The organism is Novipirellula herctigrandis, assembly GCA_007859835.1.
In the GTDB taxonomy this organism is placed as follows: Bacteria; Planctomycetota; Planctomycetia; order Pirellulales; family Pirellulaceae; genus Novipirellula_A; species Novipirellula_A herctigrandis.
In genome coordinates, this window is record SJPJ01000001.1 from 640,017 (window position 1) to 666,903 (window position 26,887).

19 protein-coding genes, 1 tRNA gene and 1 pseudogene are annotated in these 26,887 nt (G+C 53.7%); 7 read left to right on the forward strand and 14 right to left on the reverse strand.

The genetic code is table 11. The features are described from left to right. The first annotated feature begins 53 nt into the window (after window positions 1-53). Window positions 54-824 (forward strand): MFS transporter, encoded by a 771-nt coding sequence (locus CA13_RS02210; protein ID WP_146394392.1) that lies wholly within the window; start codon window positions 54-56, stop codon window positions 822-824. A gap of 9 nt (window positions 825-833) precedes the next feature. Here CA13_RS02210 and CA13_RS02215 read toward each other — a convergent pair whose 3' ends face one another. Both CA13_RS02215 and CA13_RS02220 read right to left on the reverse strand, forming a co-directional pair. Next, window positions 834-2,423, reverse strand: a complete 1,590-nt coding sequence (locus CA13_RS02215) for a Mur ligase family protein (RefSeq protein ID WP_419193840.1) — start codon at window positions 2,421-2,423, stop codon at window positions 834-836. A gap of 186 nt (window positions 2,424-2,609) precedes the next feature. Next, window positions 2,610-3,572 carry a uracil-DNA glycosylase gene (locus CA13_RS02220; protein WP_419193841.1) on the reverse strand — a complete coding sequence of 321 codons (963 nt, stop codon included), beginning with the start codon at window positions 3,570-3,572 and terminating at the stop codon, window positions 2,610-2,612. 287 nt (window positions 3,573-3,859) lie between these two features. Between CA13_RS02220 and der the strand changes: the two genes are divergently transcribed. Then, window positions 3,860-5,212: a ribosome biogenesis GTPase Der gene (der, locus tag CA13_RS02225; RefSeq protein ID WP_146394395.1), complete on the forward strand. Its 1,353-nt coding sequence runs from the start codon at window positions 3,860-3,862 to the stop codon at window positions 5,210-5,212. Between the two features lie 25 nt (window positions 5,213-5,237). Here the strand turns inward: der and CA13_RS02230 are convergent, their stop codons facing one another. Beyond that, window positions 5,238-6,710, reverse strand: a complete 1,473-nt coding sequence (locus CA13_RS02230) for an aldehyde dehydrogenase family protein (RefSeq protein WP_146394398.1) — start codon at window positions 6,708-6,710, stop codon at window positions 5,238-5,240. Window positions 6,711-6,942: 232 nt separating this feature from the next. Between CA13_RS02230 and CA13_RS02235 the strand changes: the two genes are divergently transcribed. Further along, window positions 6,943-7,857, forward strand: coding sequence for a thiamine-phosphate kinase (locus CA13_RS02235; RefSeq protein WP_146394400.1), 915 nt, complete (start codon window positions 6,943-6,945; stop codon window positions 7,855-7,857). 118 nt (window positions 7,858-7,975) lie between these two features. After that, a tRNA-Lys gene (locus CA13_RS02240) sits at window positions 7,976-8,048 on the forward strand. 157 nt (window positions 8,049-8,205) lie between these two features. Here CA13_RS02240 and CA13_RS02245 read toward each other — a convergent pair. The 8 genes and pseudogenes from CA13_RS02245 to CA13_RS02280 all read right to left on the reverse strand — a co-directional run. Beyond that, a pseudogene (locus tag CA13_RS02245) lies at window positions 8,206-9,333 on the reverse strand (tyrosine-type recombinase/integrase); the annotation flags it as partial. Between the two features lie 161 nt (window positions 9,334-9,494). Further along, window positions 9,495-10,010: a TubC N-terminal docking domain-related protein gene (locus tag CA13_RS02250; RefSeq protein WP_146394401.1), complete on the reverse strand. Its 516-nt coding sequence runs from the start codon at window positions 10,008-10,010 to the stop codon at window positions 9,495-9,497. Beyond that, window positions 10,010-12,559 carry a DUF3987 domain-containing protein gene (locus CA13_RS02255; RefSeq protein ID WP_146394403.1) on the reverse strand — a complete coding sequence of 850 codons (2,550 nt, stop codon included), beginning with the start codon at window positions 12,557-12,559 and terminating at the stop codon, window positions 10,010-10,012. Before CA13_RS02255 ends, CA13_RS02250 begins: the two co-directional genes overlap by 1 nt. Continuing rightward, entirely contained in the window at window positions 12,549-12,812 is a 264-nt protein-coding gene (locus CA13_RS02260; RefSeq protein ID WP_146394404.1) for a helix-turn-helix domain-containing protein, read from the reverse strand. The genes CA13_RS02255 and CA13_RS02260 overlap by 11 nt, the downstream gene beginning before the upstream one ends. After that, window positions 12,796-13,392, reverse strand: coding sequence for a hypothetical protein (locus tag CA13_RS02265; protein WP_146394405.1), 597 nt, complete (start codon window positions 13,390-13,392; stop codon window positions 12,796-12,798). Before CA13_RS02265 ends, CA13_RS02260 begins: the two co-directional genes overlap by 17 nt. Beyond that, window positions 13,389-13,721, reverse strand: a complete 333-nt coding sequence (locus CA13_RS02270) for a hypothetical protein (protein WP_146394406.1) — start codon at window positions 13,719-13,721, stop codon at window positions 13,389-13,391. Before CA13_RS02270 ends, CA13_RS02265 begins: the two co-directional genes overlap by 4 nt. Beyond that, entirely contained in the window at window positions 13,718-13,933 is a 216-nt protein-coding gene (locus CA13_RS02275; RefSeq protein ID WP_146394407.1) for a hypothetical protein, read from the reverse strand. The genes CA13_RS02270 and CA13_RS02275 overlap by 4 nt, the downstream gene beginning before the upstream one ends. Window positions 13,934-14,048: 115 nt before the next feature. Further along, entirely contained in the window at window positions 14,049-15,341 is a 1,293-nt protein-coding gene (locus CA13_RS02280) for a hypothetical protein (RefSeq protein ID WP_146394408.1), read from the reverse strand. Between the two features lie 676 nt (window positions 15,342-16,017). On the opposite strand from CA13_RS02280, the gene CA13_RS02285 reads away from it, so the two are divergent. The 3 genes from CA13_RS02285 (at window position 16,018) to CA13_RS02295 (ending at window position 22,986) form a co-directional block, all read left to right on the forward strand. Next, a complete protein-coding gene (locus CA13_RS02285) occupies window positions 16,018-16,338 on the forward strand; it encodes a hypothetical protein (protein WP_146394409.1) in 321 nt (106 codons plus the stop codon). 174 nt (window positions 16,339-16,512) lie between these two features. Then, a complete protein-coding gene (locus CA13_RS02290; RefSeq protein WP_146394410.1) occupies window positions 16,513-17,538 on the forward strand; it encodes a PEP-CTERM sorting domain-containing protein in 1,026 nt (341 codons plus the stop codon). 537 nt (window positions 17,539-18,075) lie between these two features. Further along, the gene (locus CA13_RS02295) at window positions 18,076-22,986 is read left to right on the forward strand and encodes a tandem-95 repeat protein (protein WP_146394411.1); all 4,911 of its coding nucleotides are present in this window, start codon (window positions 18,076-18,078) and stop codon (window positions 22,984-22,986) included. A gap of 104 nt (window positions 22,987-23,090) precedes the next feature. Here CA13_RS02295 and cysN read toward each other — a convergent pair whose 3' ends face one another. From cysN to rsmG, 3 genes are all read right to left on the reverse strand, one after another. Beyond that, the gene (gene cysN / locus CA13_RS02300) at window positions 23,091-25,034 is read right to left on the reverse strand and encodes a sulfate adenylyltransferase subunit CysN (RefSeq protein WP_146394412.1); all 1,944 of its coding nucleotides are present in this window, start codon (window positions 25,032-25,034) and stop codon (window positions 23,091-23,093) included. A gap of 123 nt (window positions 25,035-25,157) precedes the next feature. Further along, window positions 25,158-26,069 (reverse strand): sulfate adenylyltransferase subunit CysD, encoded by a 912-nt coding sequence (cysD, locus tag CA13_RS02305; protein WP_146394413.1) that lies wholly within the window; start codon window positions 26,067-26,069, stop codon window positions 25,158-25,160. A 103-nt stretch (window positions 26,070-26,172) separates the two neighbouring features. After that, the gene (gene rsmG / locus CA13_RS02310) at window positions 26,173-26,838 is read right to left on the reverse strand and encodes a 16S rRNA (guanine(527)-N(7))-methyltransferase RsmG (protein WP_146403322.1); all 666 of its coding nucleotides are present in this window, start codon (window positions 26,836-26,838) and stop codon (window positions 26,173-26,175) included. Window positions 26,839-26,887: the final 49 nt, after the last annotated feature.

Below are 26,887 nucleotides of genomic sequence, written 5' to 3' on the forward strand. Positions count from 1 at the left end.
CGTCATCAACTCAACGTTCCTGCTCAACGCTCACAGTCAACACAAACAATTCCATGGCTGCAAAAACCTGGGAAGCGGATTTCCGATACCCCGCAATTCAATCCTCATTGGAGCTATTTCCAAACGCTATTCCCGATGACATTTTCACGATCCCAAAATCGTTTTGCTTGCCCATCGCCGCTCGCCCCGTCGTTGGCTTTACCCCTGGTAAAGCCATGCTGGTTTTTCTGGTCGTTGGTTTTGCACTGCTCGGTTTGGCCGTTTGGCTGACATCGTTAGTCGAAAAAGAAGGGCCGTTTATGGAAAGCGTCCTGCCAATGGTCGTTGGCTCGCTCTGCGGAATTCTAGGCGTCGGATGTTTCTTTGCCCCATCGCTCTTTGACAAACAACTGGTGTCGATGTTCCTTGGCGATCGAGGCAGCGAACTTCGCCGATACGCTTCGGCCACTGGAGTACGCTCCGCAGAATTATCAGATGGTGATCTCACGAAACAAGCAATCTCGATTGACGGTGACGACTTCGTCCTTATCTATATGGACCAAGAAAACCGTCGACTGCTAATAGAAGGCATCTCCGCAAGATACCAAATCCGCAGCGAAGACGTGGTATCGGTCGAGCCGTTTGTGTTTACCAATTATATTGGTGCCCAGATCTGTTGCCGCATTGACGAGCAAACGGATCTGCTATTCGCGGTCGCGCGAGTATCGTTGTTATTTGAAATCACGCGTCAATTGCCGTTTCTTAAGTTTCTGCGCAAACGAATCCAAAACAAGCTGCTCGAAGAAATCGCAGAGACACTTGGCTTTGCGATCGTCGAAGGCTAGCCCCCAAATTCAATCTCCGAAAATCGACAAAATTTTAGGCTCATTTTCGCATGCAGCCGATTGACGAGGCTTGTTTTTTTCGGCCTTCTCTCGTGCCGACTCAACCCAAACCGTTAATTCGTCAATCTGCGACCGCTGCTGTTGTGCGTTTCGCGATGGAATACCGCCAACGATTACAATCGTGTCTTGCGACGACGATTCCGCCAACGCCCACTCGATCGCTCGTTTTTGATCGGCAACCAAACGCATCAGAGCACATTTTTTGACGCCATCGAGCACCGCGTGAGACGCTTGCAAGAAGTGATCCTTCGCTTGTGTGACGCAGGTGACAATCGGCATGTTGGCAAAGCGTTCGGCGTGGCCACCCAAAATTGCCAAGTGAGTAGGATCGTTAGCAGGGTCGATCGCCATGATGCACCACAAACGACCGCCCGGTTGTTTCATCGCGCGAGCCGAACGCAAAGTGGATGCTACCTGCTCCGGCGTACGCGCGGCATCGACAATCACATCGGCTTGATCAAACGAAGACAAAACTTGCATTCGTCCCGGCACGCTTCGCAGTTGACCAAGATGCTCAACGACTTCTTGAAGTGGTTGATTTAACAACAATCCGACCGTCGCTGCAGCTGCGATGTTGGACGCCATCGCAGCGCCGCAAAGGGGTGTCTCCATTGCGGCTGTGACCGTCTCGTGCGTCATCATTAACGTCGACATACCACACTCTTGATCGATCAATTTCGCGCTAATGTCCGCCGCGGCTCGAACACCATAAGTCAGCATTCGGCAACCATGATCCTGAACCGTGCGTACGACGCGAGGCTGATCGGCCGAAGCAATCACCACACCCGCCGAAGTGACACGATCTAGCACGCTTTCTAATCCCGATGGGCCAAAATCGTCGTCCGGCACCGTCGATCCAGTCACGAGCAAAAGGTCGAACTCAATCGAATCATAGTGTCCGCTCTTGGCAGCTTCCTCGGACAATTCGATCACCGCCGACTTCGCTCCCGCGTCGCATGCTTCGCTAAGCCACGTGACCAACGGTGCGGCGGTAGCTACACCCTCCGCAGGACTCGCTTGGACGATCCCGTCACTCGCACCCAAATCCGTTTGGTAGGAAGTGCGAAGACCGATCGCACGAAGTAAATGGGACACCAGTAGCGAAGTCGTCGTTTTGCCAGCCGACCCAAAGACACCGACCGTGAGCAGTTTGCGATCGGGGCGATCAAGCAACTGCGATTGCACATCGGCCATCGCTACGTTGACATCGCCAACAACGCATTGAGGTAGCGGACAGGGCAGAATTTGTTCGGTAAGGATACCCGATGCGCCGCGAGCCATCGCATCGGCGATCAATTCGGTGGGGTCGTCTTGGCCGATGCGATAGACAACCAATTGACCTGGCATTGCCGATTTGACGTCCGAGGCAATCGAGTCAAAACAAACGTCTGTGCCAGAAAAAAACTTGGCGTGTGGAATTAACTTGCAAAGCGAATGGGTTTCAACTTCGGGAGCTGGGGTTGCCGCAGCGTTAGCAAATTTGGAACCGGAGAAAGCGTGGGCGTAGTGGTTCGCGGACGCGGGTACGGCATGACGCATGATGGCTTCCCTGCACATTGGCGATTTGTTTGCGATTCGATTTTTTGTGGTCCTCTGACCACTTCACGGCAATTCCTTTACCGTCGGCGTGAACAACATCTTGCTGCTCACCCGTGTGTTGAACGCAATTGTCACCGTCAGCCCATTCCGGTCAAGGGGAAAAATAAGCACCCTTATTGCTAGCATTTACCGTTTCGGTTGAATGCCCGCGTCACGGAGCATCATTTGCAGGTCGTCCCATGCCGCCTTTTTCGCGGCCGGGTTTCGAAGCAGATAGGCCGGATGATAGGTAACGACGACTTTTGACCCAAAATAGGCGTGAAATTTCCCGCGCAGCCGACCGACCGACAATTTCGAATCGAGTAACGCTTGGCTACTGACCGCTCCGAGGCAAACGATGTATTCCGGACGAATCGTCTCCAATTGTTTTTCAAAAAAATCGCGGCAATTGACGATTTCTTCGGGGTCGGGGTTCCGGTTACCCGGTGGGCGGCATTTCACCGTATTGAGGATGTAAATGTCCTCTCGCCGAAACGTGCAAGCTTCGATCATTTTTGTGAGTAATTGGCCAGCTTTCCCCACAAACGGCCGACCGGTTTTATCCTCGTCCGCGCCGGGGCCTTCACCGAAAAACACGACTCGTGCAGCCGGATTGCCTTCGCCAAAAACGGTATTCGTTCGACATCGAACCAACTGTGGACACTTGGTACAAGCTTCTACTTCGGCAGCCAAGAGATCCAGTATCGCTTGGCGATCGGGCACCGAAAGGGAAGGTCCAGGATAAGGTTTCGCGGCATCGGCGAGTAACGAATGCGACGGTTTCACAGTTGCCGAGGCAGTGTGACGTGTGGAGGCTCTGGATCGCGCAGAGGCATTTGGGCGGTTGACTGTGGATCCAGCAACCGGTTCTCCCGTCGCTTGTTCAGGTGAACCGGCTTTCGGTGAGCCGCCTTTTGGCGAATCGGGCAGCGTATCGGGAGTCGCAATCGCAAATTGACTTACCATTTCTGCGACGGTTTCTGGATTCGATTTCGGCAAGAACTGCACACCGCTACGCTGCAAATGGCTAGCGATCGCTGCTGCCTGCAACAATATAGCATCACGATCAAGCCGATCAGCATGCACGGTCGTTTGTTTGGATTCGCTCACGGGGAGAATTCTAACGGACAACCGAAACACTGGGAAGCATTTGCCAAAGAGCCGCGCTTTTTCCCGTTCCAAATTCCCCGATTCAATCTCACAATCCGGCCTACTCGAAGCGTGTGAAACGGGAATTCCGTTTCGGCCTTTGCTGCAAAGATACCGAAAGTCTCGACGCCTTCCGCTTCCACTGGGGCCCCGAAATCGAAGGCGAGACCGTCTACGAGGGCTATTTGTTTCGGCGTCATGCGAATAGGATTCAGTGTTTCCGCCCTTTGTTCATTAAGTTCACTGAAATGCCGGTCCCTCGCGTCGCTATTGTTGGTCGCCCCAATGTGGGCAAGAGCAGTCTGTTTAATTGGATCGCGCGGCGTCGTTTGGCCATTGTCGACGATTACGAAGGCGTCACGCGTGATCGCATGACCACCCTGATTGAAGCGGGCGATCGTTTCTTCGAACTGATCGATACCGGCGGTATGGGGGTCGAAGATGCCGATAATTTGACCGCGGACGTTCGTCACCAAATTGAAATGGCCCTCAGTGTTGCTGACGTGATTGTGTTGGTGGTTGATGTCCAAGCTGGTGTGATGCCGCTCGACGAAGAGGTTTCCGAGCGACTGCGTACGATTGAGCGGCCCGTGATTTTGGTCGCCAACAAATCGGATCAAGGTCATCAAGATGCGCTGGCCGACGATTTTCAACGACTCGGTCGCGGGCGATTGGTTTGTGTCAGTACCACCCAAAATCGCAACCGCGACGAATTGATTGAATTGATCGTTGATCGTTTGCCCGAGCAAACCGATGACGAAGATACCGATGCGCCGGAGATGAAGATCGCCATTGTCGGCCGAAGAAATGTCGGCAAGAGTACGTTTGTGAATTCGCTGAGCGAAGACGACCGGATGATTGTGAGCGAGGTCCCTGGAACGACTCGCGACAGTGTTGACGTATTGTTTGAAATGGACGACCAAAAGTTCATGGCGATCGATACACCGGGACTTCGCAAACGAAAAAGTCAACGAACCGACCTAGAATATTACGGCATGCACCGCGCGCAACGTTCAGTCCGCCGCGCCGACGTCGTATTGGTGTTCTTTGACGCCGCGGAGACCGTCAGCAAAGTCGACAAACAATTGATGGGCTATGTGATGGAAAATCACAAACCTTGCATTTTTGTCATCAACAAGTGGGATCAATACCACGGCAAAGTCCCCACCGATCGTTGGGTCCATTACATCCGCGCCCAATTTCCGACACTCGCCTACTCACCGATCGCGTTCATCACCGGTCAAACCGGCAAAAACGTCAAGACGTTATTGAACCATGCGACAATGCTGTACAAACAAGCTCGAGAACGTGTGTCGACAGGCGTATTGAATCGAGTGATCCGTGCCGCGATTGATGCACACCCGCCGGCGATGTACCAGAATCGTCGGCCGAAGATATTCTATGCGACACAAGTCGCTACGGAGCCACCGACAATTGTGCTGATGTGTACCGAACCGAAAGCGTTTACGAACGATTACAAACGGTATCTCATCAATGTTCTGCGCGACCACCTGCCGTATGGCGAAGTGCCGATCAAGTTGTACCTGCACCGTCGCCACCGCAGTGGCGACGAAGAGGAAAGTGGCGGAAAACATCGCTAGGAGGGACGAGAACGGGCGTGGGCCGTTACAGCGCCACGGTTACCGTCTTGTTTTCCGTATACGCTCGCAAACCTTCTTCGCCAAGTTCGCGGCCGTAGCCACTCATTTTGAAACCGCCGAACGGGGCGGCAGCGTCGAAGACGTCGTAGCAATTCACCCAAATTGTCCCGGCGCGAACGCGACGAGCGAATTCATGAGCAACCGAAATATCACGGGTCCAAACGGCAGCCGCTAAGCCGTAGAAGGTGTTATTCGCACGCCGGATCATGTCTTCTTTGTCATCAAAAGTCAGCACGCTTAGCACAGGACCAAAGATTTCATCGGTTGCGATCGACATGTCGTCTTTGACGTTATCGAACACGGTTGGCTCGATGAAGAAGCCTTTGTCGCCAACTCGATTGCCACCGAAGACGCAATTAGCGCCCTCGTTTTGCCCTTTCTCCACGTACGACATGATCTTGTCGAACTGAGCCTTGTCGACTTGGGGACCTTGGTTTGTGTTCGGGTCAAAGGGATTACCTACCTTTCGATTCCGCGTCAACTTTTCGAGTTTTTCCAAAAATTCGTCGTGGACGCTGCTTTCGACAAACACGCGGCTGCCGGCACAACAACATTGTCCCTGGTTGAGGAACAATCCCACATACGCTCCCATTGCAGCGGCATCCAAATCAGCGTCGGCAAAGATCACATTGGGGCTCTTGCCACCAAGTTCGAACGTCAAACGCTTGAGCGTATCGGCTGAATCACGGGTGATGATTTGCGCGGTACGGTGTTCGCCGGTAAACGCGATCTTGTCGATCAGAGGATGCTTGACGCACGCGGCACCGGCCGTTGGTCCGTAGCCAGGGACAACATTGATCACGCCATCGGGAAAGCCGACCTCTTGCGCCAGCCGAGCCATTCGCAGGCAGGTCAACGGCGTTTGCTCAGCCGGCTTCATCACAATCGTACACCCTGCGGCAAGTGCAGGAGACCATTTCCACGCGGTCATCAACATCGGGAAATTCCATGGAATAATTTGTCCTGCCACGCCGATCGGTTCGCGGCGAGTGTAGCACAAATAGTTGCCACGGATCGGCACGGTGCTGCCGTGAATCTTGTCCGCGAAACCGGCATAGTAGCGAAGACAATCAATCACCAATGGCAAGTCACCATGCCGGCTCTCGCTAATCGGTTTGCCGTTGTCGAGTGTTTCTAGCGCGGCCAATTCGTCGATGTCATGTTCAATTCGATCGGCTAACTTGTATAGCAACCTGCCGCGATCCCGAGCATCCATTTTTGCCCAGTCGCCATCTTCAAATGCATCGCGCGCCGCTTTGGCGGCGGCGTCAACGTCAGCGGCGTCACCCTCGGCCACTTGCGTAATCTCCTCTTCCGTCGCGGGATTGATCGTGGCGAACGTCTTGCCACTGATCGCAGGAACCCATTTGCCGTCGATAAAACAGTCGGTTTCAGTAACGCGGATTTCCGGGGTCGTATTGGAAAGAGTGGACGACATAAACGCCTCGCAAGATGATGAGGGAAGAAAGATCTGAATTGATCGGACTGTATTGTACCGGATGGCCAAGACGAAATAAAACGATACGATCCCTTTCTGAATTTCCCTGGTAATTTGTTTTCTGGTTTCCCTGTTTCGCTGGGCGTTTTTACGACACTGACGAGATCTGGCCGCTGCTCATTTTAGAGCACCTATTTTCACATCATGGTTTTTACATCGTGGTTTTTACATTATGGAACAATCCTTTCTTGCTTACCTTCGCGGTCGCTGCCGTTCGTTGCCACAAGTTTCCGTGGGAATTGGGGATGATGCGGCGGTTATCGAGCCGCCCACGGGTCAACTGATCGCTTGCACTGACCAAATCATTGACGGGACCGATTTTCGTTCCCAACAGCTCGCGCCCGATCATTCGCTGGCCGATGTCGGTTACAAATCGATGGCGATCAACTTGAGTGACATCGCTGCGATGGGAGCCGTTCCAACGTCAGCGCTTGTTACGCTGTCGCTGCCGAAAACCAACGCAACGCGCATCGCGGGCGAAGTCTACGAGGGGATTTTGCAGGCCGCCGAAGAATTCCAAGTCGCAATCGCAGGCGGCGATATCTCGACCTACGAAGGACCGTTGGCAATCACGGTCACACTTTTAGGGCACGTTCCACCGAATGCCGCATGGCTTCGCCGCAGCGCGGAACTAGGCGATGCCGTCCTAGTCACGGGTGCAGTCGGCGGCAGTATCTTGGGGCGACATTTGCGACCAAACCCGCGAGTCGAATTGGCACAAATCCTGCGTGATTCGGTCAACGTTCACGGTGCGATCGACATTAGTGACGGGTTGTCGTTAGATCTTGATCGGTTGTGTGCGGCCAGCGGCGTGGGAATCGAATTGAACATTGCCACAATCCCGATTCACGATGACGCCATTGTTCTATCAGAGAAAACCGGCAGGACGCCGTTCGAACATGCCTGGAGCGACGGCGAAGATTTCGAATTGATTTTGACGATGAATCAAGCCGACGCCGACAAGGTTTTGGAGATGCCGTTGCCCTGTGAGATCACTCAAATTGGCAAGATGATCAGCCGCACAGGTCTTTGGAAACACGAAGGGACGAAATTGGTGCGTTTATCCCCTCAAGGCTATATTCACTAACATCCAAACCGTTTCCCCACGCAGACGATTTTTTCCGCTCACCTGACATTGCGAGCAACCTAGAAGTTGCTAAAATCCCCGAGTCGATCAAGGGAAAGCGAAGCTTCTCTCGACACCCGCCCCTATAGCTCAGTTGGTAGAGCAACGGACTCTTAATCCGTGTGTCCAAGGTTCGAGCCCTTGTGGGGGTACTATTCTGCCCTTCGCAGACCATTGCGAACCATCAAACCCCGACTTTTCTCGGGGTTTTTTGTTGCGCTGATGGTTGCTAATGGTTGCCGTTCCGTCACCGATGGGGGAACCAGTGGGGGACCGAGAATCGACAGCTCGGGACCAATGCTCATCGGTCACTTGCAAATAGTGTCGTTCGGCAATCTTGGTGGAATGACCGAGCCACGAATCAATCACATGGCTCGGAAACTTCTCTTGTAACTCCGTTCGCCGACTCGATCGCAAGTTCACAAACAACTTAGGCCACGGCACCACGCCGGCATTCTCCAGAATCCGGTTGAATTGTGTTCGTAGATTCGCATCCGCACCGTGGTATCGACCCACGCAATACACCGCGCCATCCGGCGCAACATACTGGGCCTCACCGAGCACCTTTCCCAGTTCAGGAAACAACGGGCAGAATCGCAGACCCGTTTTGATTGAATCGATCCGTATCCGACCTTCCGCCCAATCAATATCAGTCCACTTCAAATTAAGGACTTCACTCGGGCATCTCATCCCACCGAACCGAGCCAGCGCAAAGATCACTCGCCAATCCGCATCGGGACACGCCTTCAGAACTCGCTCAGCCACCCCCGAATCGATATAGCATTGACGCTCAGGATTGCTCTCGCATCCGCCTTTCACACCGGAAAAGGGACTTTCCGCCAATAACCGATCACGCACAGCCTCCGCAAACAAAGTCTTGGCACGCTTGGAGTGTTTTGAAACGGTTGCAATCGCCATCGTTTTCGCGGGTGTCGTCTCGGTCTTTTCCTTGACGACTCTCGCAAGCAACCAGCGCCGCCATCGATCGGCATCGGCCGGGGTGATGGATCGCAGTGGGTGAAGATCACCAAAGAACTCGATTAGCAGCCGTATCACTTGCTTGTAGTTATCAATCGTTCGTGGCGCTAAATCGGTCCGACCCACAATGTACGATCGCAGAAACGCACCGAGGTATCGTCCCTCTTCGCTCATCAGCTTTGGATTGATCGGATCGGCCAACCCCCACTCAACCAGATTCTCTCGTATGGCCCCATCAGTGCCATTGGCCCACGCTATCGACTCAGACGCCGCTCGAGTGTTCGCCCCCTTGGCTCCTGCCAACTCATCGCAGTGACGCCCCACCGCAGTCGCCACTTTCTTGGATACGCCGGCCAAATACAACTCGCGCCGCCGTTTGTGAAGATAAAACCGGATCCGCCAACCGTTCCGGCCGTCTTTGGTTCGTTTTGTAACGCTCGCCATTAAATCAACTCCCATTGGTTGAAACCCATAAAAAAAGAAACGCCACGACGGCCGGTATGGGTGCCGGTTTTCAGCCGCTAAGCCTAGCCGTGGCACCCATCACAATACCGCCTCAGTAATCACGATGCAAACTCGATCGCTCAGCCATCGCCTAACGCACGATCCGCATCCCACGACTAAGTAATCAAGTTTGGCTGCAATTGCTCGCCAGCGTCGATCCTCGCAACCACTTTCACCTCGGGAATGGGTTGCGACACAATCAACCCAACATCCACCTCAATCCGCTCGATCCAATCGCAACGCACGATCGCACCATCATCATCGAACCGCCACGCCTCACGATCGCAATGGCCACAGCGCAGGCCCCCATCATGCTCGATCAGATGGGAACCCGATCGGCACCACGGGCATATATAGCCAATCATCGGTGACACGAACCGAGGGGTGGCAATCGCTTCCCATGCCACCGCCTCAGACTCATCACGACTCAGGCCCCCATCATGCTCGACAATCGCAGCCCTTTCCTCGAATCGCTCGACCAGGATCATCAGCTCATCACGTTGGGCACGCATCCGCTGTATCAGATCATCACCAAGGGCACCGGCCGGCGCGTCAAACGCCAACCGGCCATCCACATCGATTGACAGGAGCACGCCACGGGATCGAAGCTCCGCCAACAATTCCGCAGCCATCACAGCACCCCTCGCATCCGTTTTTCCGATTGCAAGGAACCATGCACACAATTCACAGAAATACTCTCGGGGCCAGCTTCGACCGACTTTTGTGTATTGTGTGAACGGGTTGCTGCATTCTCGATTTCAGGATGCACCGAAAACCGAGGGCTCGCAGGACGCCCACGACGAATAGAACTATCCTCAGTCACGGGCCGAATCCAACCACGATCGACCAGTAACTCCAGGGCGTCATCCAATCGATTAGGCTCACCGTCGAATCGAGCACGGCCATGGACATGGGCATCACGCCGGGAAAACTCTCGCAAACCGCTTTCACGGATCCAGCGCAAAACGTAAACAGCATCATCCGCCGGCCCAGTGGATCCGGTCATCAGCCCGATCACCGCCTCGGCATGGGGCACTGCCCAACGTCCTATCTCGATCGCCGCTACGATTGCAGGCTCATCGATGGGAACCGTCCAGGGCTCCAGATCATCGACGCTCACCAGATGCATCACCGCCGCCAAACGCGCCGTCAATCCGCATAGTTTGCCACCCCAATCACGAAGCTCAAACAATCGACCACCCTCAGCCAGCCAGCCCTCGACCTCATGTTGCCATGCCTCAAAATGCCGTGATGCACTTGTGGTTAGATTCATCAACTCAGGCAATCCATCATCACGATCAGGCACCCTAGCCAACCGCCTCACGATGGTTTCGTACCTCGCATCGATTATCTCAGATACCGGCTCGGGATTGATCCTCCGCCGGCCCAGTGTCGTCTCAGGCACCGAGTAAAGAAAACGACCGATTAGACCACGGCCACGGAAAGACGGACGACCAGCCAGCCCTCGAATTACCTCGGGCTGAACGGCATAGGCCAGCGTCAAGCAGCACCGGGGAACATTCAACGAACCGCGCTCGACTCGATCAACCCGCAAATCATCACCGGCATGACCTTTAAGGAAACAATCGAGGTTGCCCATTCCCGACGAATAACGACCGGCCATCACATCGAACAACCCACCCTCGCATCCGGCCACAACCAGACGACCACACTGGGACGCCAGATGCATCTCGATCGCCTCCGCAGTGGCATCATCCACAAGTAGCTTAGGCATCGACGCCACGGGCTCGACCGCCAACTCAGCAGCCAACTCACAAGCACCCTCACGACTCTCACCGCATCCCTTAGCACCTTTCCGTTCCAACTCTTTCAACTCCGCCTCACGCATCCGCCGATCCGCAGCCAACCGAGCAACATCTGGCCCAGCCGACTCGATCAACTCATGCTCGATCGCTCGCAGTGGACGCATTGCAGATGCAAATACAGCCGACTTGCGATTGCCAGGATCCAGCAGACAAGCAACATAGAGATTAATCGGCTCACGCCATTTTCGACCGGCCACCACTTCGACTCGACGCGCCACAGCGCCGGCACAAACCGCCAATGCCAACAGCCCCGGCAAATCCGCAGGCACTTGGGTTGCCTCCGCCGTCGCAGCGACCCAAGATCGCAAGGGCTCAGGCAACACCTCGACCGGGAACGGGGGTACCACGGGCCGTTCGATTGGCTCGGGATCCGACCAGGGATCATCGGCGCTAGGGGGCAATTGTTGTCCGGCAATTTTGTTACCTCGACTTGCCAACCATTGCTCACGCTCACGCAACTCTCCACCACGATCTACATCAGCGGATGCATCACGAACCCTTTGCATAATCTCGCCATCGGGCCAGTTCTTTGGGAACGGTTGAATCGATGCATAACTACGAATTGCCTGCAGCGCCTCTTGATCGCTCAGATTCCACCCAACGCAACGGCACGCCGCCGCATACAGACGCCGGGATCCATCATTGCCATCTGTCATATCCATGCGGCACATCGCCGCCACGGCTAAACGCAATTGGTCATTAGATGCATTGGCTTGCACTTTTCCGTTGGTCGCATTTGGTTTCGGTTTGCTCGGTGCAAACAATCGATCCCATAGAGCAGCAACACCGGGGCATTGATAAATCCGCGTGCTTCCCCATACGTTGCCGGTGATGGTGAAATACCGCTTGCACCTCCACATCGCAATCTCGGGTGTCTTGCCCTCGACCGCAGGAGTTAATCCTTTGCGGAACGTCCGGCCAGTTTTCTCAGTGGGCAGATCCCCAATGCCGATCAGTTTGAGGCCAACTCCACTGGGGCTAACCTCAGCGTACGTGCTCAAACAGTTCACCACCTCATTGGCCCACGGCACCAGTTCATCATCAGGCAAAATGCATGAATCCAGATCAACTCCAAAGAACGGATCGTCATCGGCGAAAACGAACCCCACACCACTATGCCGATTAGGATCATAGGCCGCACGAACATCATCAAATGACGCCCACGTAGATCGATCATCACTCTTGGCCTCCGTAATGCCATCGCATTGATAGGGTATCTTTGTCGGCCGGCCATCTCGTTCAACTTCGCGCCATAGAACCCACTGGTCACGCTCAGTCAATAGCGTTGGAATCGCATCAAAATCGATGGTAGAATTAGGATGCAAACTAGCTTTGGGGTGTCGGTTACTCGCCATGATCGGCACCCCCTTTCTTGCTCACTCGTTTGAGCAACTCGCCACGATGGTATCGTCGCAATCGCCCCACTTTCACCGAGGGCAATTCCCCACTACGTGTTAAACGCTCAACCGTTGGCACCGAGCAACCAAGCAGATCGGCCGCGCCATGCACATCGATCAGCGACTCGGGATCAAACGAACCACTTAGACGTTCTGCAACTCGATTAGCCAACGCATCCGCCAGCAGATCAATCTCAACAGGGGTTAGCATTGTTTGGCCCTCCTTCGCATAAACAGCGACACGCCGCCTCAAAATGATCGGCATCGCTGCTTGCTCTTGGACTGAAACCGAACAACACGTTGGCGGATTGCCGCCAGGCAATAGCACCCTCATGCATCCACCCGGAAAACAGGTTTTCGCCGACAAACCAATATGCCCCAACCGCATCATCCACGGCAAAGTGATGACGCCCAATGTTTAGGACTCGATCCCCAAACTCACGGGCACCATCTACATCATTCACACCCATCTCTCGCAGATCGGCCAACCGAACATCGGGCCAGCATCCACCCTCTCCACCGAAAGTCTGAATGCAACGAAAGATTAGTGAACCGGAATTGTCATCTAGCTCGTAAACCGCAACCCGCTTTTGGTCAAATTGAATGCAGACCGACGAGCTATCTCGGAACCGATCATCAACACGTAACCCATCGAAAGGGCCGCCTCTGAATTTAGAATGATACGCTAGCCATCTCGCATGACTCAGCAAATCAGATTGCTCATCATTCGACATTTCTTGCCAACACTCGCATAACGAATGAAGCAACCGTTGTTGTTCGTTTCTACTCATTTGGCACCCCCTTTCGCAATCGACTGCACCGGGGCAAGGGCGAACCGGATCATATCGTAGCCGCAATGAAACGCCGCAAACGAACAGACTCGATACCGCAAGCCACGAACCACAACCGTTTGCCGCTTGCTAGTAACCAAATCGGAATACAGCCCGTCAGCTATTTGGGAATTGCTTGTCCCATTAGGCCAGGATCCGCACAGCTCCCTTCCAATCAGTTCGTTGGGGTCACCATCGACGCAAGCAAAGTCATAGAATTTTTCGTTTTCGATCCGACTTAAAAACCACCGATCCGATGCATAGTGATACTCAATAGACGCCTTACTCATACGGCACCCCCTTTCGACTCAGGGGCCGCCATTGCCGCAACCACGGGCACGACGACATCAGGGCGAAACAACCATCGGGATCCCGCTCGCAGCGCCGGTACCTCCCCTGCCTCAGCACGATCACGTAACCACGCAGCCGGTACACCCAATCGGCTCGCCATGCGTCTCAGTGGCAATAGCTCGGGTGATTCTTTTTGCACGTCCTTAGACATGTTAGAAACTCCATCACGGATTAAGAAAGCCAGCCAACGTCAGCCAGCAACGTGATGAAGTATCCGTAGCCGATAGGGGAACAATCTCGGGAACGGATCGGGAACTATTCGGGAACTAACCGGGATCTTTTAGTCGGTAGGATCCTCCGCCATCAGCCACGGACTCGATCAATTCAGCAACCGGGTGGATTTTAGGTCCTGCTTTTCGGTTAAGTTTGAAGGCTTGTTGCCTAAATGATCCGTCAAAATGAATTTCGTTATCCCGCAACTTTTTTAGTGTAACGATGGGAAAACCGGCACGATATTGATCGACAAATACACGCAGCACTTTAACGATAGACTTCGTTAATCGTTCGTATCGTTTCCCGCCCCAAATCATCAGCAACTCATCAGGGTATAAATCATCAGGCAACGCCGATTGATCGATCGACTCAACAACCGGATCCTGCACAGGTGATATTGTTTCATTGGAGTGAGGAACTCGATCGCCATGACGTTGATCGCCTTTGTCATTCAACCAGTAATCAAGGCATCGGGATATACGCGCCAAAGTAGAATCCGACAATCCGCTCACGACTTCAATGTAGAAGCCGTCACTGGGATCAAACGAAAGATCATTCACTTCAATCTGTACAATCTCAGTATACCCCGTGGCAAGAATCAACTTGTAACGAAAAAACTCGGTAGCATTTGAATCGCTTGCATCATGTTCAAGTGTTACAGGTGTTTCGTCTATTGCGGTCATCTGGCGCAATCGTTCAAAGACATCACTTCGGTTTACGTCGGTTGATTGACAAAGGAATTGCAATTCACGGGCCAGTAAGTCAGTGTCACAAATCTGTTCATCGGAACCAGTGTCAAGCAATTCCGGAGTGATCGTTGGTATCGTGCAAAACCCAACAAGCTCACATGGGACTTCACCTCGCTCGGCAAACCAGTTAGCCGCTTGCCCGCAGCTCAATTTCTTAAAATCAGTACCGCTATTGCCTCCCCCAAAAATCCGTTCACTCACGATCATGATCCATGAACTACCGTGTGAAAAAACCCATTGATCCACTCGATAAGTTGGATCGAAACTTGTGCCGCATCCATGCCCTCGCAACCGCCATCCAACACCATCAAAACGATACGTGGTTTTGGAATCGCTCGACCGAATCATTTGAGGCAGATCAAACATGCTTAAGAATTTGAGCTCAATGGGAATGTCACAATCAGCAACCCCCAATCTGTTGGCCCAGTCAATTGCATCCGACGCACTAACCGCACCTTCAAACGTTTGCTCTTGACGAACCAAACTGGTTCGGCGCTTGTAACATTTCCAGGCTCGCAAAATGATCTCAGTCTTTTCATGTGAACCAGACGAACTTAGCAGTATGGATTCACATGCATCACAATCGTCATCTGGCATTGGGATAATCCTTTCAGCGTAGCGGGCCGATCCAGCGGCCGCGGCGGAAAGGTTACGCCAACGGCCGGGTGAATCGTGCGGTCAGGATCAGTGACCTACCCTCGATACCGCCGGGGTCAGCCGGCAGTGCTAGAATTGTGGGTGACTAGCCCACGGATACTATTCTGCCAGTTTTTGACCAAGTGTGTACCGGGGTTCGAAAAGCCACCGGCTCCCGGGAAGACCCGCAATGGGAGAGGGGATACCAAATCCTCAATTATGTGGATAGAAAACCAAACGGGCATGCGGTCATGGTGTCGACCCCGCCCCCACATTCTCACGCCCCCCCCTCCGTTCGTGTGCGTCAATACTACATTTTGTGACTTTCCCACTCGGAATAGCCAAACCGCTTGGGAAAAAGTAGTACCTACTCGATCTCCCAATTTCGTGGAAGCATCACCAAGCGGGCATGCGGGCATGGTGTCGACCACGCCCCCACGAGCGCGTTCGTGGTTGTGCGATTCGCAGCCCTACCGCGCGGTGATACCTCTCGCCACGGCCAGCAGATCATCCCGCCCATGCTCATCCATCGATTCCCACGCCTCCATCAACTCGATCAATTCCGGGGTGACGGTCACCGATGGGGGAACCAGTGGGGGACCGACGCCGGACGATTGCGAATTCCCCCATGTTTCTGATGATTGTTCGAGCCCTTGTGGGGGTACTAAGGCTGCTTCTTTCGACCGAAAAGACGCCCGCCGACTTCGGCTGTTGGCTCAATCCTTCTTACGGTCAAGCTCACTTCAAGACGCCCGAAAAGCACGTCAGCCATTTAGCACTTTCTCAGTTGCCACTTACCAAGGCGATGCAAGACGTTTATCGAGAGCATTTTCGTCTTTGTCTTGGAACCGCCTTCGGCTCAACCCGTCCTAACGATGTTACGCTGGGACAGGCCCTCACCTACCGCCAACTTCGATTGACCAAACGATTGAGACCACTGAGGGAGGGAATTTCTTAGAAATTTTGTAATTTCTTGCGCATCACGGGGGTTTCTGGTGCTTGGGAAGTTTGCAACGACGCTGCCAGACGTGTAGGCTAAGGCAAAGCTGGCATGAGGGCGGCCTGGCGACCATTAAACTTTCTTTGTCTGTATTCTTCACCCCTACTCTTCACTTTCCCCTGAGCGTTTCTGATGAAACAGTTGTTTATTGCTGCGTTGGCGTCACTTATCTGGCTTGGCCAAACTTCCCAATCTCAAGCGGAGGTCGTAATCGATTATTCGAATGATGGCGGCTTCTTTACCTCAAACACCACCGCCAAAGCGGCTCTTGAAGCAGCCGTTAGCGATATCAACGCAGTGATCGACTTTGTCAATATCGGGGCGATTACCAATGATGTGACTTCAGGTGTAGATGGGAGCAGTTTTGCAAATTTCGACTTTGGTTACAGCTATACACATCCCTCCGCTGGCACGATGCAAACCATTAACGATACAACGCTTGGTGCGGGAGAGATCAAGATTTTTGTTGGTGCTCGAAACTTGGCCCCGCCAACCTTGGGACAAGGTGGACCAGGCGGAGTTGGGTTCGGTGCTTCTAGTAGCTCAACGAGTGCTGCGTCCCTCCAGGCAGCGGTCAACAATGCGATGTCCAATGAACAACACAGTCGTGGTGGCGGACCAACCATGAACACTGCTTCGGGTTCCTTAGGCTCGGCCAGCTATTCATTTGACTTTGGACCTACAGTGGGCAATTTGTGGTTCGACAGCGTGGACACCTCTTGGCACTTTGATCACACTACCCCCGTCGCGTCTGGAACGAGCGACTTTTACACGGTGGCTCTTCATGAAACGCTTCATGCGATTGGATTCGGCGGATCGGCGACTTGGAACGATCTTACTAGCGGAACCGCGTGGCTCGGCACCGAAGCGAACTTGATCAACAACGGCACCGGAATCGGTTTGATCGACGTCGGAGGTGCTCATATTACTGACGGAACGATGAGTTTGACGATTGCCGACGGAACAATGCAGGAAGCCGTCATGGACCCATCTATTACCGATGGAACTCGAAAGTATCTGACCGAGCTTGACGTCGCCTTTTTGCGTGACCTGAACTACATCACGGTAACAGCCGTTCCGGAACCATCCACCTTTGCCACTTTCATGGTGCTCGTTAGTGGTGGGGTTTGCATTCGTCGACGCCGCTCGACTATTTAGAATGTAAAAGCGAACAACGTCTACCGCCATCGAGTGGCGGTGGCGGTTTTGGGATTTCACGCTCGGCCGCCATTCGCAACGGCTGAGCGGATTAGCGCACTTTTGCCGAGCGTAAGGCAACTCTTCAGAGTCCTTTTTGGTTGGAATCGTTCCAGATCGATCCAAGCTATCTATAATTGGGAACAAAACGGACGTTCTTCACGTCCTAGTTACAAAGTCCGCGAGTTTTACGGATTTTTGCTAACGGCCCTTGTCGACTCCTTTTTCCGCGGCGCAATTTGGTCGCCGCGGTGCCGTTTGGTAAAGCTTGCGGGTTATGCCGTTTTTTTTCGTCGTAACGGTTAAGGATAGCCGACGAATCAATAGGAATAGCCAATGAACGCAGATGGACGGATTATCCGCCAAACCCGTTTTTCCATTGACAGGCCCCTGCTTTGACAGCGCTCTGGATCGACGGGGCTCTGCTTTGACTGGGCTGATTATTCCTTTGAAGCAAATTTTCCTACGTTTTTCCCCACGCCCGCTTGAGATACCCGAATGCGACGCGACTCCCAAACCCGCTCGACCGACACTGACATTCCTGCGACTTCCTCGACCAGTCGTCGCAATGTGTTGCGTGATTTGATCAATCGAATCGGTTTATCTAGAACCGCCGTGTCTGAATCTCCCAAACGAGGCCGGCTACTGCTGGAGTCGCTTGAGCCTCGTCAGTTGATGGCTGGCGACATCGAAATGCTGTTCACCGATGGAGCATCGGCCAGCACTACGGCAAGCCAATCCTCGCTGATGTCGGTCACAACGACGGCGCAAACGGCCGAAGGGGAAGCGGCACCGGATTTGGTCCAATTCGCGAAAGACCTCACTCAATCGGGCACGATTTTTTACGGTGCCTATTGGTGCGGACCGTGCAGCCAACAGAAGGAGCTTTTCGAAGACGGTGCCGACGATTTGCCCTTTGTCGATGTGACCAATTCCGACCGAACACCGAGCAGTTTGGCGATTGACGAAGGCGTGACGAGCTATCCGACTTGGGAATTCCCCGATGGTTCACGGCTCGAAGGAGTACAGACGCTAGCGACGTTGAGCGCGCGTAGTGAAGTTCCGATTCCGCAAAGTGAAAACCCGATCTTTGAACCGATCGGAAACCAGACGGTCCAAATTGGCGCGCCGCTACATATCCCGGTCGACGCATTTGATCCCGACGGCGGACCTTTGACGGTCACGGTTTCGGTTGCCAATCCCGAATTACTCGAAGCCGTCGTGCTGCAGGGCAATCGATCGATCCGGATCGACATGAACGGCTATGGCGATATGGTCTTTGAACTATTCGAAGATCGCGCCCCGGTGGCTACCGGTCGCGTGGCAGAATTAGCCGAAGCCAATTTCTACGATGGAATTATTTTTCATCGCGTGCTCGACAACTTCGTCTTGCAGGCGGGCGACCCCACTGGAACGGGATCGGGCGGTTCAACGCTAGGCGACTTTGATGACGACTTTCATCCCGATTTGCAACACACCGGAACGGGTGTGCTTTCCTATGCGAAAGCCGGCGATGACACAAACGATTCACAGTTCTTCATCACCGAAGGTTCTCAACGGCACCTCGACTTCAATCACAGCGTGTTCGGCCAATTGGTCGAAGGAGACGATGTTCGAGAAGCGATCAGCGAACATTCGGTCGACTCCCAAGGCCGTCCCTCGTCCGAGATTTCGATCAACACAGTCGATTTGTTCACCGATACCGAAAACAGCGTCGTGATGTTGAAGGCCAAGGGGAACACATCCGACACGACCAACGTGACCTTCACCGTTGCCGACCAAGATGGCAACACGTTTTCGGAAACGATCACGGTCGCGGTCGTCGCCGACAACTCAAACAGTCAACCTTTCTTGAACCCCATCGCCACGCCCGCCCCTGAGCAAAGCGGAACACCAGCAACGTTGCAACTTTCGAGCACGGATGTCGAGGGAGATGCAGTCGTCTACACCGCTGTGGCGCAAGGCACAGGCGCTACCGCAACCGTCAACGCAACGACTGGCCTCGTTACCGTGACGCCAAATTCCGGCTTCACGGGAACCGTTCCTGTCCTCGTAAGCGTGAGCCCGCAACCGGGAGTCGTCGGTGCGATTACCAGTGGTACCGGCAAGCAAGAAGATTTCCAAACTGTCAACTTCACCTTCCAAGACAATGTCGTGGCAGCGCCAAGCGGACTTGATTTGCTCAGCACCAGCGACACCGGCATCAGTGACACTGATAACATCACTCGCGCTGCGACATTGTCATTTTTGGTCAGTGGTGTAACCACCGGTGCCACGGTGGAATTAGTCAACACAGCCAATGGCGCGGTATTGGGGGTTGGCGCGGCAACCGGATCGACCGTCACGATTTCGACAAACAACATCGCAGCACTCGGCGACGGCACGTACAACGTCACTGCACGCCAACGGATTGGCAGCGACAACAGTTCCCAAACGACGCCAATCACCGTCACTTACGATACGCTCGGCCCCGCCTCGGTAACCAGCACGGCAGCGACACAAGCGAACGTCGGTCGCGCGTTCACGACCGACCTGATCAACAACGAAGAAGGCAACGGTTTGGTTTATGCGTTGGGCGCCACGCAGCCCACGGGCATGACGATCAATTCGGCTACCGGACAAATCATCTGGACCCCGACAGCGTCACAAGTCGGCGACAACACCGTCGACATTACGCTGACCGACGCAGCGGGCAACGAACGCAGTGAGAGCTTTACAATCAAGGTCTCCGGCGAACCTTTGGCCGAAGTCAAACTGTCCATCACCGACTTGCAGGGCAACGCGATCACGAAGCTTCAAGTGGGCCAAAAGTTCCTGCTTAACATGTCGGGCGTCGACAATCGAACCGGCGATGACCTTCGCGGTGTCTTCGCGGCATTCGCCGACATTTTGTTCGATAGCACCATTGTTCGCCCCGTCCCTGGGACATCGATCAACTTCTCAGATCGATTCCCAACCGTCCAGAACGGAACGTTCTCGAACGGTTTGATTGATGAATTGGGCGCGGCAACGGACCGGCTAACGCCAAGTGATTTGGAAGAGGTCTTGATCGCCACGATCGAAATGGAAGCACTGGCGGCCGGCTCGGTCAACATCCGCTCGGAACCAGCCGATTTGAGCGGCAGCGAAGTGTTACTGTATGGCGTCAATAACCAAATCTCAGCGGACACGGTCGCCTACGGATCCGTCACACTTGCAATCGGTCAAAACTTTACGGTTGCCAATGACTCGATCACGGTCGCCGAAGATTCGGGTGTGACGCTAGTCGATGTGTTGGCCAACGACACAGTAATCAACGGTACCGGAACGTTGAGTATTGTCTCGGTCACTCAGCCGACCCAAGGTGGTTCGGTGAATCTTGAAGGCAACGAAGTTCGATTCTTCGTGGATCAGAACTTTAACGGCGACTTTGAATTCACCTACCGAGTGCGTGACACCGAAGGCGTTCAAGAAACCGCGACCGTAACGGTCACGGTAACGCCCGTGAACGATCCGCCCACCGGTGTGGACGATACGTTTAATGTCGACCAAGGATCAATCAACAACTCGTTTACGGTCCTCGACAACGACACATTCACGCCTGATACGGGCGAGTCATTGACCGTGTCGGCCGTTGGCACGTCGACTGCCGGAGCAACAATGACCATTGCTGCGGACAACCAATCGATTATCTATACGCCGCCCGCTTCCTTTACCGGGACCGACACCTTCACCTATACCGTTTCCGACGGATCAACGACGGACGAAGTCACCGTGACAGTCACGGTCGCGCCGGCCGACCCGCCACCAACCGCGGTGAGCGATGCATTCACGATCAACGAAGATGCTGTCGAAGCCGCATTTGACGTTCTCGCCAATGATACTCGCGACACATCCAACGAAGCCTTTGTGATCGATTCGGCTCAAACCCCAAGCCAAGGTGGAGCGGTTCGCATCAGCACCGATGGCACTCAGTTTTTCTACACCCCCAAAGCAAACTTTAACGGTACCGAAACGGTAACCTACACGATCCGTGACACAGGCGGCGGCTTGGCGGTCGGAACCGTCACGTTTACCGTGAATGCCGTCAACGACGCTCCGCCGGTAACCAATACGACGTTCGATATGAACCGTGGCGGAGGAGAAAAGATTGCGTTAAGCTTGACCGATCTGCCTGACAATGTGGATTCGGCCGAAACGTTGACGTTTTCCAACTTGGGAACGCCGACTGCGGGTGGGTCCGTTCGGATCGATTCAGCCACCAACACAATTCGTTACACGCCATCGTCCGCTACCTTCACAGGAACCGATACGTTCACCTACCAAGTGAATGATGGATCGAGTTTAACCAGCAGCGGAACGATCACCATCGAAGTGTCCGACTTTTCCGAACGCAACATCTATTTGGCGTTTGATCAGCTTGGTGTCAAAGCGTCCCAAATCAACGGTATCGTTCTTCGTGGTACCGACGCATTGAACGCCGATGTCGAAGTGCCGCTCTCGTTCGCAGAAGACCAACCATCGTTCCAAAACATTTTGCCAGGCAGCTATACCGTCGAACTTCCATCGATTCCGTTCTTTGCCAACACCGTCGAACCGATGCAATTGAGTGTGACGAGCCTTCCTGAAGATGGTGATTCGACCGTCGATTTGTCGATCGGATCGCTGTTGCCAGAATTTATTTCCATCCGTGATTGGCTCGGCTCGACTCCGCGAAAGTCGTTGTTAGTGGCGATAGAGCCGGGTGCGTCCAGTTCGGTATTGGTACCAAGCGCGCAAACGGACACAATCGATACACCAACGATTTCGCTCGACTCCGACGGTGAGACACTGTCAATCAATGGAACCCGTACGGTGACCGATTCGACGACCAATGCGACTTCCACCGAATCGATTAACGCATCATTGCCGACGACAAATGACCGCCGTGTTCAATCCCGTGGCCAAGTCGGTCAAATGCGACTGTACCGCGTGAGTGTCGAATCAGACGAAGTGGCGTTCCAAACGACAACGAGCAGCACATCAGCGCAGGGCGAGTCGCCACAAGGCGAATCCGTTTCGCAGCAAACAGCGGCGCTTCAATCGGTTTCCTTTGGTGAAGTACAAGCCGAAGGCGAATCACTCGCCGCGCAATCGGTTTCCCAATCCGACCTGTTTGTGCCAAGCACAAGTGACAACCGTACGCGAACCGACGCCACTGTGATCGCATTAGACGAAGGCGACGTATGGGCCGGTGAATCCACCGCCGAGGGCGTGCCAGCACCACAACGCGTATTCGCAAGCGATGATTCGGTCGACACTGCGATGCAAGCAGTTACTTCCGAACTAACGCGAGTGTCCCAATCAGGTGACGCGATTGCCGAGTCCTCGCTTGAAGACCAATCCCTTGTCGAAGCTGCCATCGACGCTGTGATCAAGGCGAGCTTATAAGCCGCAATACCGGTAGGCACCGCCAATCGGTGGACCAGGCGATCAATTCGTGTAGCCACCGTCGCCCGACGGTGGCTCAAGCAATCTCGCGTTGGTGAATGTTCCTACCGAATGACCGACTTGCTCTTCAACAACTCGACGACCGCATTGGCACATTCTTCGATCGACAGTTTGCTCGAATCGATCACCAAATCGGGATTGGCCGGTTCTTCGTAATCCGCGGTGACTCCGGGGAAATTTAATAATTCACCCGCGTCGGCTTTGGCGTATTGCCCCTTCGTGTCACGGGTCCGACAAACGTCGATCGGCGTCGCGACGTGAACGACGAAGAATTGGTTCTCACCAATTAGCTTGGCTGCTTTGCCCCGTACTGCGTCCAACGGTGCGACGAACGATGCCAGACAAATCATCCCCGCTTGATTCAAAGCTTGAGCCAAGTGGGCACCGCGGCGAAGGTTCTCACTGCGATCTTCGGCACTAAACCCAAGATCGCGACTGAGTCCACGTCGGACCATTTCGCCATCGATCATTGCTACCGCTCGACCGGCATCGAACAATTGACGCTCCACGGCATGAGCGACCGCGGTCTTGCCACTACCGGTCAAACCGGTCAGCAACACGGTTGCCGGGCTCTGACCAAACCGTGCGGCCCGTTCCTCGGCGGTCACCGCCGAAACCTCGTTCGGATCGGTCGATTGAGTCCCCTTGATATCGTCGTCCCAGACCGACTTGGCTTTGTCATCGCCAGATTTGTCCAAAATCATCCCCGCAGCGACGGTCGCGTTGGTGATCCGGTCGACCACGATAAACGCCCCCGTACTGCGATTACGGCGGTAAGCATCGAAATGGATCGGCGCGCTCAACGAAATACTGACCCGGCCGATTTCGTTCAATTCCAACTGCGGAGCGGGCTCACGGTGCAACGTATTGACATCCACTCGATAGGACAGAGTATCAATCGTTCCTGGCAAAGTTTGGGTGGTGTGTTTGAATAGATAGGTTTTACCGGGCACCATCGCTGCACCGTCCATCCATACCAACATCGCATCGATGTGGTCACGACTCTTGGGCAAATTGCCTGGTCGGACGATCATATCGCCGCGGCTCGCATCGATTTCGTCTTCCATTGTCAACGTGATCGAAAGCGGCGTAAACGCTTCGTCGAGGTTCCCCTCGTAAGTAACGATTTCCTTTACCTTGGACTTTTGGCCACTCGGTAAGACCATGATTTCTTCGCCGGGACGAATAATCCCCGAAGCGATGGTGCCACAAAACCCGCGGAAGTTCAAATCGGGGCGGTTCACGAATTGAACAGGCATGCGAAAATCTTGGAAATTCCGGTCGCTACCGATGTAAACGGTTTCTAGAAAATTCATCAACGTGCTGCCGCTATACCATGGCATGTGCTCACTGCGGTCAACCAAATTGTCGCCGTTGAGCGCACTGATCGGGATGAAGTGCAAATCGGGTAAATCAAGCCGTGTGGCGAACGAGCGATAATCATCACAAATTTCGTTGAAACGCTCTTCGCTATATTCAGCCAAGTCCATCTTGTTCACGGCAACGACAACGTGCCGGATACCAAGCAGCGAAACAATAAAACTATGCCGACGGGTTTGCGTTAACACGCCGTGACGGGCGTCGATCAAGATCACTGCCAAGTCAGCCGAACTAGCGCCGGTCGCCATGTTCCGCGTGTATTGTTCATGCCCGGGCGTGTCGGCGATAATGAATTTCCGCTTGGCCGTACTAAAGTAACGATAGGCCACATCAATCGTGATGCCCTGTTCACGCTCGGCCTTGAGTCCGTCGGTCAAAAGCGCAGGGTCAAAGTTGCCGCCTGTGGTACCGACCTTTTTCGAGTCAGTTTCAAGCTGCGCGAGCTGATCTTCGTAGATCATCTTGCTGTCGTAAAGCAGGCGACCAATCAACGTGCTTTTTCCATCATCGACACTGCCGCAAGTAATGAACCGCAACAATTGCTTGTGTTCATGTTGCTTCAGGTAAGCTTCGATATCGGTGGCGATCAGATCAGATTTATGGGACATGGATGACGAATGAAGTTAGGTGAGTGAAGCTTGAAAAACGAAGTGAGGATGATGAAAAAAGTCAAAACGGGAACATGTTGATAGCGTTCCACTTTCCAACTTCTCCCCTCAACCTTCCAACTTCTAAAAGTATCCGCGGCGTTTTTTTTCTTCCATTCCTGCGCCGCCCTCGTCTTGGTCGATGATGCGGCCTTGCCGCTCGCTAGTGGTTGCCAACAACATTTCTTGAATCACTTCGGGCAAAGTAGTCGCTTCGCTCTCGACCGCGCCGGACAACGGATAGCAACCGAGCGTTCGGAAGCGAACCATCTTGGTTTCTTCCTTTTCACCCGCAAGCAACGGCATACGGTCGTCGTTTCGCATCAGCAAAATGCCATCGCGGTTGACCACCTTTCGAGGTGCTGACAAGTACAACGGCACGATCGGGATCTGTTCCAAGTGAATGTATTGCCAAACGTCAAGCTCAGTCCAATTGCTCATCGGGAAGACACGAATCGATTCCCCTTTATTAACCCGACCGTTGTACAAATTCCAAAGCTCGGGCCGTTGGTTCTTAGGGTCCCAGCGATGTGACTTGTCACGAAAGCTAAAGACACGCTCCTTGGCGCGGCTCTTTTCTTCATCCCGACGAGCACCGCCGAATGCCGCGTCAAAACCGTACTTATCGAGAGCGGATTTGAGAGCGTCGGTTTTCATCAATTCCGTATGCCGCTCGCTATCATCCCAAGGTTTGATATCGTGTGTGAGACCTTCCTTGTTGATGTAAACGAGAAGGTCTAAACCGAGTTCCTTGCGGACAAACTCTTCACGAAACTTGATCATCTCTTGGAATTTCCATGTCGTGTCGACATGCAGAAGCGGGAAAGGGAGCTTCCCAGGATGAAATGCCTTGAGCGCCAAGTGAAGCAGCACGGCCGAGTCTTTGCCGATCGAATAGAGCATGACCGGCTTGCTAAATTCCGAGACCACCTCACGGATGATGTGAATGCTTTCGGCTTCAAGTTGTTTTAAGTGTGTAAGGTTGTAGTCCGACATTGCGGCAAGTTGAAATCGAAGGAGAAAGAAAAGGGGTAAACCGAGACAATGCGGGCCTCATAGCTAGCGAAGCCCCCAAGTATAGATAATGAAACATAGTTAGCTAGTCGAATCGTTTTCCGCGGGCACCGGAGGGCCAAATTTGAAGGATCACTCCCTCGGACGATTCTTCGTCACCGAGCGGGTAGGTGGCGACACGGCGAAGCTGTAAATTCGCCAAAGCACCCAAATGGCGGGCGTCCCCACGTTCCTCGACCCATTTGGGGCCTTTAACTAGCAATAATCGGTCGACACTCGCCCAATGTGGTTCAACCCAACGGCAGAACTTGGCGATACTGCCGACCGCTCGACTGACGATCGTCGAAAACCGAAAATCTTCGAGCAAATCCTCCCCACGAGCCCCATAAACGGCGACCGGTAGACCCAATTCGCCGACAATTTCGCTTAACGCCTTCGCTCGCTTGGCAACAGATTCGGCCAAGGAAACTTCGATATCAGGCCGCAAAATGGCAAGGGGGATACCGGGGATACCATTTCCGCTGCCTAGATCGAGGACCTCTTCACCCTCTTCCAACAACACGGCTAATTGCAGGCAATCACGTAAATCGCGGCTGACAAACAATTCCCAAGTGGTATGTCGGGTGAGGTTCAGTTGCTCGTTCCATCGCCACATTACTTGGACATATTGCTGCAACTGCAGCGCGATCGCCTCGTCGATTTCCATCGAATGTTTGGCGAGAGCAGCGGCAAAATCGGGGTCCAGTGACATTGGCATGAACAGTATCGTTTCGGGGGGCAATTATGGATCTGCGAGCCCA

Bases quoted from the DNA above. Each gene is read 5' to 3' on its own strand.
- CA13_RS02275 (WP_146394407.1), bottom strand. From the start codon at position 13,933: ATGTCTAAGGACGTGCAAAAAGAATCACCCGAGCTATTGCCACTGAGA.
- CA13_RS02290 (WP_146394410.1), top strand. From the start codon at position 16,513: ATGAAACAGTTGTTTATTGCTGCGTTGGCGTCACTTATCTGGCTTGGC.
- CA13_RS02215 (WP_419193840.1), bottom strand. From the start codon at position 2,423: ATGCGTCATGCCGTACCCGCGTCCGCGAACCACTACGCCCACGCTTTC.
- CA13_RS02250 (WP_146394401.1), bottom strand. From the start codon at position 10,010: ATGGCTGCGGAATTGTTGGCGGAGCTTCGATCCCGTGGCGTGCTCCTG.
- CA13_RS02285 (WP_146394409.1), top strand. From the start codon at position 16,018: ATGATTGTTCGAGCCCTTGTGGGGGTACTAAGGCTGCTTCTTTCGACC.
- cysD (WP_146394413.1), bottom strand. From the start codon at position 26,069: ATGTCGGACTACAACCTTACACACTTAAAACAACTTGAAGCCGAAAGC.
- CA13_RS02265 (WP_146394405.1), bottom strand. From the start codon at position 13,392: ATGAGTAGAAACGAACAACAACGGTTGCTTCATTCGTTATGCGAGTGT.
- CA13_RS02210 (WP_146394392.1), top strand. From the start codon at position 54: ATGGCTGCAAAAACCTGGGAAGCGGATTTCCGATACCCCGCAATTCAA.
- der (WP_146394395.1), top strand. From the start codon at position 3,860: ATGCCGGTCCCTCGCGTCGCTATTGTTGGTCGCCCCAATGTGGGCAAG.
- CA13_RS02280 (WP_146394408.1), bottom strand. From the start codon at position 15,341: ATGCCAGATGACGATTGTGATGCATGTGAATCCATACTGCTAAGTTCG.
- CA13_RS02230 (WP_146394398.1), bottom strand. From the start codon at position 6,710: ATGTCGTCCACTCTTTCCAATACGACCCCGGAAATCCGCGTTACTGAA.
- cysN (WP_146394412.1), bottom strand. From the start codon at position 25,034: ATGTCCCATAAATCTGATCTGATCGCCACCGATATCGAAGCTTACCTG.
- CA13_RS02270 (WP_146394406.1), bottom strand. From the start codon at position 13,721: ATGAGTAAGGCGTCTATTGAGTATCACTATGCATCGGATCGGTGGTTT.
- CA13_RS02260 (WP_146394404.1), bottom strand. From the start codon at position 12,812: ATGCTAACCCCTGTTGAGATTGATCTGCTGGCGGATGCGTTGGCTAAT.
- CA13_RS02295 (WP_146394411.1), top strand. From the start codon at position 18,076: ATGCGACGCGACTCCCAAACCCGCTCGACCGACACTGACATTCCTGCG.
- CA13_RS02235 (WP_146394400.1), top strand. From the start codon at position 6,943: ATGGAACAATCCTTTCTTGCTTACCTTCGCGGTCGCTGCCGTTCGTTG.
- CA13_RS02255 (WP_146394403.1), bottom strand. From the start codon at position 12,559: ATGGCGAGTAACCGACACCCCAAAGCTAGTTTGCATCCTAATTCTACC.
- rsmG (WP_146403322.1), bottom strand. From the start codon at position 26,838: ATGTCACTGGACCCCGATTTTGCCGCTGCTCTCGCCAAACATTCGATG.